5 protein-coding genes and 2 pseudogenes are annotated in these 7,016 nt (G+C 67.0%); 4 read left to right on the top strand and 3 right to left on the bottom strand.

The annotated features are described in order from the left end of the window. From E1293_RS48180 to E1293_RS42420, 3 genes and pseudogenes are all read left to right on the top strand, one after another. A pseudogene (locus E1293_RS48180) lies at positions 1–991 on the top strand (hypothetical protein); the annotation flags it as partial. After that, on the top strand, positions 978–1,424 hold the full coding sequence (locus E1293_RS42425) for a hypothetical protein (protein ID WP_132205061.1): 447 nt from the start codon (positions 978–980) through the stop codon (positions 1,422–1,424). The pseudogene E1293_RS48180 and the gene E1293_RS42425, both read left to right, overlap by 14 nt. Beyond that, entirely contained in the window at positions 1,424–1,912 is a 489-nt protein-coding gene (locus E1293_RS42420) for a hypothetical protein (RefSeq protein WP_132205059.1), read from the top strand. Before E1293_RS42425 ends, E1293_RS42420 begins: the two co-directional genes overlap by 1 nt. Before the next feature lie 66 nt (positions 1,913–1,978). Here the strand turns inward: E1293_RS42420 and E1293_RS42415 are convergent, their stop codons facing one another. The 3 genes from E1293_RS42415 to E1293_RS42405 all read right to left on the bottom strand — a co-directional run bounded on the left by E1293_RS42415 (position 1,979) and on the right by E1293_RS42405 (position 4,875). Further along, positions 1,979–2,398, bottom strand: a complete 420-nt coding sequence (locus E1293_RS42415) for a DUF5980 family protein (protein ID WP_132205057.1) — start codon at positions 2,396–2,398, stop codon at positions 1,979–1,981. 423 nt (positions 2,399–2,821) lie between these two features. Further along, entirely contained in the window at positions 2,822–4,015 is a 1,194-nt protein-coding gene (locus tag E1293_RS42410; protein WP_132205055.1) for an McrC family protein, read from the bottom strand. Next, positions 4,012–4,875, bottom strand: coding sequence for an McrB family protein (locus tag E1293_RS42405; protein ID WP_132205053.1), 864 nt, complete (start codon positions 4,873–4,875; stop codon positions 4,012–4,014). The genes E1293_RS42410 and E1293_RS42405 overlap by 4 nt, the downstream gene beginning before the upstream one ends. A gap of 1,657 nt (positions 4,876–6,532) precedes the next feature. Here E1293_RS42405 and E1293_RS42400 point away from each other — a divergent pair. After that, a pseudogene (locus E1293_RS42400) lies at positions 6,533–7,016 on the top strand (hypothetical protein); the annotation flags it as partial.

The following is a 7,016-nucleotide window of genomic DNA, read 5'->3' as shown; positions in this document are numbered from 1 at the left end:
GCCCCAGGACGGCACCCCAAAGCCCGAGGGAACCAGCGAGCCCGGCAAGGACCCGAGCCAGGACACGGGCGAGCCGGTCGGGGACGCCGAGCCACCCAAGACCGACGCCGCTGCCGCGCCAGTCACCCCAGAACACAGCTCGCAACCCGGCGATAAGACCCCCGAGCCGGCCGGCGAGACCAGCGACCCGCACACCGGCCCACCGGAGGCCGCCCAGGACGGCGAGCCCAAAGACCCCTCCGGCGAACCGAACCCGCCAAGCCAAGACAACGAACCACACCCCGCCGACGACAAAACCCTCGAGCCCGAACCGACCGAACAACCGCGCCCCCGGCCGGAAGCCGACCCCAACGCCGAGCCTTCCAGCGACCAGGGCGGCGACCATGATAAGAACGCCGAAGAAACAGAAACCACCGATCTCGCCGACGACACCAACCCACCCGACCAGGACCCGACCGAAACCGACAAGGCGGAAGAACCTGGCAGCGAGCTAGCCCCACCCGAAGAAAATACAACAGAAGTGGAGCCAAGCCCCTACCGTAAAACCATTAAGATATACCGCGACAGCGAGGGTAACTTCCTCCCGCCGGGCCGAGAACCGGTCAGAACAGAGGTCGGGACACAAGGTCGCGGCGAGTTCGGGAGCCCCGAAAACGACCCCGCCGACCGCGATCCCCGCGAATCTGATCCGGAGCGCCCACGGAGCCCTAAAGAGCTGCGCAAGGAGATGCTCGAAGCCGGCGCAGGCCTGAAGGATGCCGTCACCGAGACCGCTAAACCCGCATCCGGACAATTCGACACGAGACCGCCGGAGACACAACCATGTCTGGCTCGCAACGTCTCCGACCACGCGAGTCCCGTCAATCATCCCATTAAAGCCGGGGATGCGATGGTGGGCGTCGTCAGCGGTGTTATTGTAGTCAGCGAGCTAATCCAACGAGGCTTCAGACTGACAGGAAAGCTTAGAGGAAGGGAACATGCAGGTAACTGACAGGCAACTAGCCACGCTGCGTTCTCAATTGGCAGGCCGGACAGCAGAAGAACACTTGCGACTATTCAATCAACTCGGCGAATCCGACAATGCCGGCTACGCGGCGCTCCTGGCCGCCGGACTCTTCGAGGCGATCCAGCGACGCTTCGCCAAGAGCAACCACGCCAGTCAGCAAACAGAGATCATCGACTTCATAGCCGCATCCCGAGAGAGGAGCGAGGAAGCGCCAGACGCGATCGACCCCAACATTGCCGAGCAGATTATCCTGCACGCACTCGGCAAGGGAACGATTGCAGGCATCGACGGCAAAGCCGTCATCCGCCACCAAATCATGCTGCTTGCCGCCTTGACCGCCCAGGCCCGCTACAACGAAGAAGAACTTGACGCCTTTCTGTCTCAAGTACGGGCTGATGCAGAGGAAATGCTTGAGTAATGGATTACTCGGCGGTTCAGATTGGCGAGGGAAACGTTCTGGCGTTGCGGGCGTTCCTGTTGGAGGGGCCCGAGGCGTGGGTGGCGCTGCGGGACGACCTCCAGAAGGACGACGAGACGGCGGCGGGGTACATGTCGCTGCTGTACGGGGCGTTCAACGTCGCGGTGCGCCGCAGGTTCTCGCCGACCTACACCGTCGGCGACATCGTCCGCTTCGTCGCCGATCTGCGGATCAAGGCCGAGGAAGACGCGGATCTAATCGACACGCTCGTCGCTGAGGACTTGATCCGCCGAGCCGTCGACGCTCCCCCTCTCAAGAAAGAAGTGCCGGACGACCTGACAGCGGCCCTCCACGCAGAGGTCTACATCCTGCTTTACATCGTCACCGAGTCCGACTTTGACGGGGCCGGTCTAGAGCAGTTCATCGAGGAAGCCACGACCTACACCAAGGAATGGCTGGCTGTGCGACATGCCAAGGCGGCTCAGTAACCATACTGTCGCGGACGGGTCGACCTCTGGTCAAGCGTGGAGATCGGCGGCGATACAAAGAGCGGGTCACCAGCAGGCGCTGCCGGTTCCGTAGCGGAGCAGGACAGGCGTTGTCTGGGTGGTATCGCCGTCGGTCGCCCACACTTCGGCGTGATAGTCGCCCACCGGGGCGGCAGCGTAGGTGACCCCTATGAAGCCGTTGATCGTGGACGTGTCATTGCTGCCGGGCGGAATCGTCCCCACGGTGCCGGACGAACCGGGCGGCAGATTCCTGACACCGTACGTGATGGTGGACGTCCACGTCCCGCTTACCTGTACGAGCAGGTAGCTCTTCGTGCCGTTCTGAGGGACGCAGAACTTCTGGCCGATGTCGTTCAAGCTCCAGGTCGAGGTCGTCGCGACGGCCGGGGCGGCGACGGCCAGGCCGATCACCAGCACGGCCACCATCCCGATCACGAAGCCGATTCCGCGTCGGACCGATCCCATCGGTCACCTCCTGAGTTGTCTGCGAACCAGGCCATCGTTCATTGATCACGATCCGCGAACCCCTGCCGCGGCGCAATAGGCTTCCACACATAGCACCGCGACGAAACACGAGGTCTCGCCTATTGAGGAATGGCAGATAGTGCGACGCACCGGCGAGAGGGATTTGCGAACGCGCTCCGCTCAGAGAAAGCGGCTGCGCCGCTGAAGCGGCAGGGTTGGTGGGCGTGGCCTTGGCGTAGCGGTCGGTGAGCTCACTGTCCCTGGCGACCCGCAGATCCTCCTTGGATGTGTGGGTCGCCGCGAGATGTGCGCAGGGCCAGGCCGGTGGCGACGAAGCCGGCCGCGGTGAACACGCGGTTCATTGCGCCGCCGTAGCCGCCGAGATGGAACACGGGTCAAGGCGGTCAGTTCGAGTGCGAGTGGTCAGGTCGGCAGGTCGGTGGCGATGCGGTGGGCGAGTTCGGTGATCTGGGCGCGCAGTGCTTCTGGGGATGTTGACAGGTCGAGTGCGGTCTCCACGATCTGGACGCCTTCGCTGCCCGCGATGACGTGGGTGTACGTCTCGGTCTTGGACGCGTACACCAGGTAGGCGCGGTTCAGGTTCATCGCCGTGCAGTACGCGAGCACCTGGTAGAGGTCCGATTGGGGTGTGGTTCCGGTCTTGTACTTGGCGTCCACGACGGTGAAGGGGCGCCCGTCGCCGGTGTCGAGGACGAGGTCGGGACGTAGCCGGACGCGATGGGCCCGGTCGAGATGGTGGCGCGTGTCCTGGAGCCGCACGCCGTGCCCGTGCGGTCGGAGTGCCTCGGCGAGGGCGACGCAGAGGAAGTCTTCGAAGACGCGCCACATCTCCAGCATCAGCCCGTCCACGCGGACGGTGGTGCCGTCGTCGAGTTCGCAGGACGCGCCGCGCAATACGAGGTCCGCGATCCCGAGCGCGGTGTGGTAGCGGGCGTTGAGCCGCGATGGTGTCCAAGCGGGCGGCGGAGGGCCTGGAGTGAGCCGTTCCACGCCGTCCAGCCTCAGCGGCAGGCGGCGGAGAAGCCTGCGGGTGCCCGGCGGGACGCCCGGCAGGCGCAGCAGCCGGTGGGTCGCCGCGAGCAGCAGCCGGTTCTCGGGAATGTCGGCGGTGTAGTCGTCGTATCGCACCTCGACCGGCACGGGGAAACCGTGGCGCCGCTGGATCTGCTCCTTTACCCGTATGCGGCCGCGCACGACGGGTAGGGCCTCCTCCTTCTCCCGGTAACCGAGGAGGACGCCTTGGCTCAGGGCCCGTTCGGCGGAGCGCGCGAACGCGTGGGCGAGCGCGGGCAGTAGTTCGGTCCGCTCACCGGCATCGACCTCCTCCCGCCGCCAGCCTCGCGGCTTCTGCGCGTAGCCGAGGAGGTGGAACAGGCGGTCGATCGGCGTTTTCGGTCGGACGCGGATCTCCACCGGGTCGTGTGCGGGGCCGGTCCGGGCGGCGCCGACGAGGCCGTTGTCGCGGAGTTTCCAGAGCCCGGGGCGGGGGCCGGGAGCGACGCGGACGAGATCGGCCGCGGCCAGGGTCGCGGCCTGTTCCGCGGTGAGTTCGTGCTCCGTCCAGGAGTCGCTCTCCCGGAGGTGGACGACGGTCATGTCGGCCGCCGTCGCAGCGCGTCCAGCCCGTACCGGTCGTGGACGTCGGTGCCGTCGCCGTAGTGGTGCTCCTCCAGCAGGGGGAGGATCTGGGTCCGCCAGATCCGCGCGAGGCCGGTCTCGGTGGCGGCGCTGTCGCGCATCAGGTAGGACGGGCCGATTCTGAAGTCGCGGTCCTCGATGCGGGTGTTGAGTTCGGTGAGCAGCCGGGCCGGTTCGTCGCCGAGGTCCCTCTCCTGCAGCCAGCGCAGGAGGATGCCGCTGGTCGGCGGCTCGTCCGGGTGGAGTTCAAGGAACCAGAAGCGGCGCCGCATGGCCGCGTCCACGAGGGCGATGGAGCGGTCGGCGGTGTTCATCGTGCCGATGATCACGACGTTGCGCGGCAGGGTGAAGCCCTGGTCGCCTTCGGAGCCGTAGAGCAGGTTGACGGGTTCGCCCCGGTACTCCAGCAGGAAGTACAGCTCGCCGAAGATCTTCGCGAGGTTGCCGCGGTTGATCTCGTCGATGATGAGGACGTAGGGGCGGCCCGGGTGCGCGAGCGCGGCGCTGACCAGGCGGCGGAACGGGCCGCGCACGAGGTCGAACGAGATCGTCCCGTCGTCGGACTTCGCCGGACGGTAGCCCTCGAAGAAGTCCTCGTAGGAGTAGGCGGGGTGGAACTGGACGAGCTGGACGCATTCCGGCCTGCCGGCGGTGAGGTGGCGGGCGAGGCGCCGCGCCAGGTAGGTCTTCCCGGTGCCGGGCGGACCGTAGAAGATGAGCTGGGGCCGCTCGCGGAGCAGCTCGACGCATTCTTGCAGCCATTCCCTGTCGACCAGGAGGTCGTCGGAGAGGTCTCCGGTCGCGTCGGGGAGGCGCATCGCCCGCCGGGCGACGTCGACTGGTTCGTCGCCCAGCAGTTTCTCGAGTTTCCGGCACCAACGCGGTCAGCTCGACGACCTCGGCGTCGGGGTTTCCGACAAGGACGGAGAACTCGTCGGGGAGTCGGTCGTAGTCGATGGCATCGTCGGCGTTGCGCCAGTCCACGGGCCGCTGCAGGTTGGCATGCCCGCCGACGCTGCTGACGAAGGACGGAGGGCCGGTGACCGTGCCGAGGTAGACCTTCGCGCCGTCGTTGGTGACGACGAGGTCGCCCTCGTCCATACGGGACAGGAAGGCGTGGTACTCGGCCGCCTGCCTAGCGCGGTCCTGGGGGCCGATGTCGGAGTAGTCCTCGCGCATCGCCTGCTCGACCTGCTGGAGCGCCGTTCCCTGTGGCAGGTCCCGCAGCCGGGATGCAGGCAGTGAGCATCTCCCGTCGGCGAGCCACAGGTCGCCGATCAGGTTCCCGTCGGGCAGGTTGGACGCCCGGACGAGCCAGGCACGCCGGGAGCTTGTCTCCTCATCGCCGTCGGGGGCGGTCATCATGCGGAGGTCGGCGGCGGGCTGCCGGTGCTGCGCGTCGGCTCGTCCGGCCACCATGGGGACGGAGTCGTCGTCCAGCAGGCGCAGCCATTCGTCCCGTTCGGGCTCGGTGAGGTGCGCCTCGCGCGGCAGGGTCCCGTCGGCGGCGAGCAGGCGGTGCCAGCCTTCGGGTCTGCTTCCGCGAAGCAGCCTGACCAGTGCCGTCCCGTCGACACCGGTCTCGGACGCCACGTCCGCCGCCGACGCCCATGCCCGATCCGGCAGCGCCTCCAGGTATTCGACGGCGTCCTCGAAGCGGACCTTGTTGCGCTTCCAGGTGCCGTACGCCTTGCGAGCTTCGCGGTAGAAGGCCACCGGGTCCGGGTGTTCGGCCAGGGCGGCGCGTCCGAGCCCGGTCGCCCACCATCTCTTGCCGTCCCTGTACATCCATCCGGCGCGCTGGAGCCGGACGGTCGCGAACCGGAACTGGAGAGCGGAGCCGTTCTGCCAGCCGTCGTCGCCGGACAGCGACCGCCACTGGGGCTCCAGATGGGGGTTCGCCGCGAAGACCCGGTCGTACAGCCGGCTGGTGCCGTGTCCCTCCGGGGGCGCGAACGGATCGGGGTTCACCAGTTCCCGCACGGCGGCGAAGGCCATCTCCGCGACGGCATCGGTTCTGTCGGTCACCTGATCGAGGTTGGCAGGCCGGTCCCGGCGGCACCACGTACTTCGCCACTTCCGGCCGGTGCGGAATCTCCCGCACGGCACCTGACCCGAGTCAAGGGCCGAAGTCGTATCCGAGCGGTCATGCCATCCAAGAACTACTCATTGAGCCATCAAATATACTAAACAGGACATCGTCACATTCGTTGATCAAACTTCGCCAGACCATCGATCATCAGGTGTCAGTCGTGATCATGAACGAAATAGCGTCCTGAGACCCGAAACTAAGCGTAAATCGGACATCAGGCGCCGAGCGATCGATTTCCGCACGTGCAAAGTTCGCGCGTGCGCGATTACATAGTGGCCGGTGTGCTCCTGGCGTCAGCCCCGCGCGTCAAGGGACACACCCGGCGAACCGTCGCGTCCATCCCCCCATGACGGTCCGCTCCCCTCGATGGAAGGACCACGAGCGTGGGCTTCGACAACCCCGGTGGACCCGGCAAGGGCCCCGAGACAAGCGACAAGCCCACCCCGCCGAGCACCGGCGAGCAGCCACCCGCCACGAGCGGCACCGAAACCGGCAGCAGGACCCCTCGCCTCGACAGCTACCGCGCCGCCGGCGTCGAATTCCCCGGGCGGCCCAAGAACGGCACCGAACAGGGCGGTGAGCAAGGCAACGAGCAGGGCGGCGACCGGGATCAGGGAACCGACGAAGGCACCTCCACCGATCCGCCCGCCGACAACAAGGTCGGCACCGAGGACCAGGAGAAGAAGGGATCGGAGACCGGCGAGTCCGAGACCGAGTCCCCCACTGGTGACGGCGAGAGTGAGGACGGAGCCCCGCGGAACGGCGCCCCGCAGGATGGCACCGCCAAGACCACCGACGTCGGCGAACGCGACCCCGAGCCCGGCGAACTCCCACCCGCGCCCGGCGCCGAGGCACCCGAGAAAGCAC

This window comes from Actinomadura darangshiensis (assembly GCF_004349235.1).
Taxonomy (GTDB): domain Bacteria; phylum Actinomycetota; class Actinomycetes; order Streptosporangiales; family Streptosporangiaceae; genus Spirillospora; species Spirillospora darangshiensis.
This window is presented reverse-complemented; position numbering and strand designations above follow the sequence as displayed.

Excerpts from the sequence above, each read along its gene's own strand:
- E1293_RS42425 (WP_132205061.1), top strand. The coding sequence starts at position 978 with ATGCAGGTAACTGACAGGCAACTAGCCACGCTGCGTTCTCAATTGGCA.
- E1293_RS42420 (WP_132205059.1), top strand. The coding sequence starts at position 1,424 with ATGGATTACTCGGCGGTTCAGATTGGCGAGGGAAACGTTCTGGCGTTG.
- E1293_RS42415 (WP_132205057.1), bottom strand. The coding sequence starts at position 2,398 with ATGGGATCGGTCCGACGCGGAATCGGCTTCGTGATCGGGATGGTGGCC.
- E1293_RS42410 (WP_132205055.1), bottom strand. The coding sequence starts at position 4,015 with ATGACCGTCGTCCACCTCCGGGAGAGCGACTCCTGGACGGAGCACGAA.
- E1293_RS42405 (WP_132205053.1), bottom strand. The coding sequence starts at position 4,875 with ATGCGCCTCCCCGACGCGACCGGAGACCTCTCCGACGACCTCCTGGTC.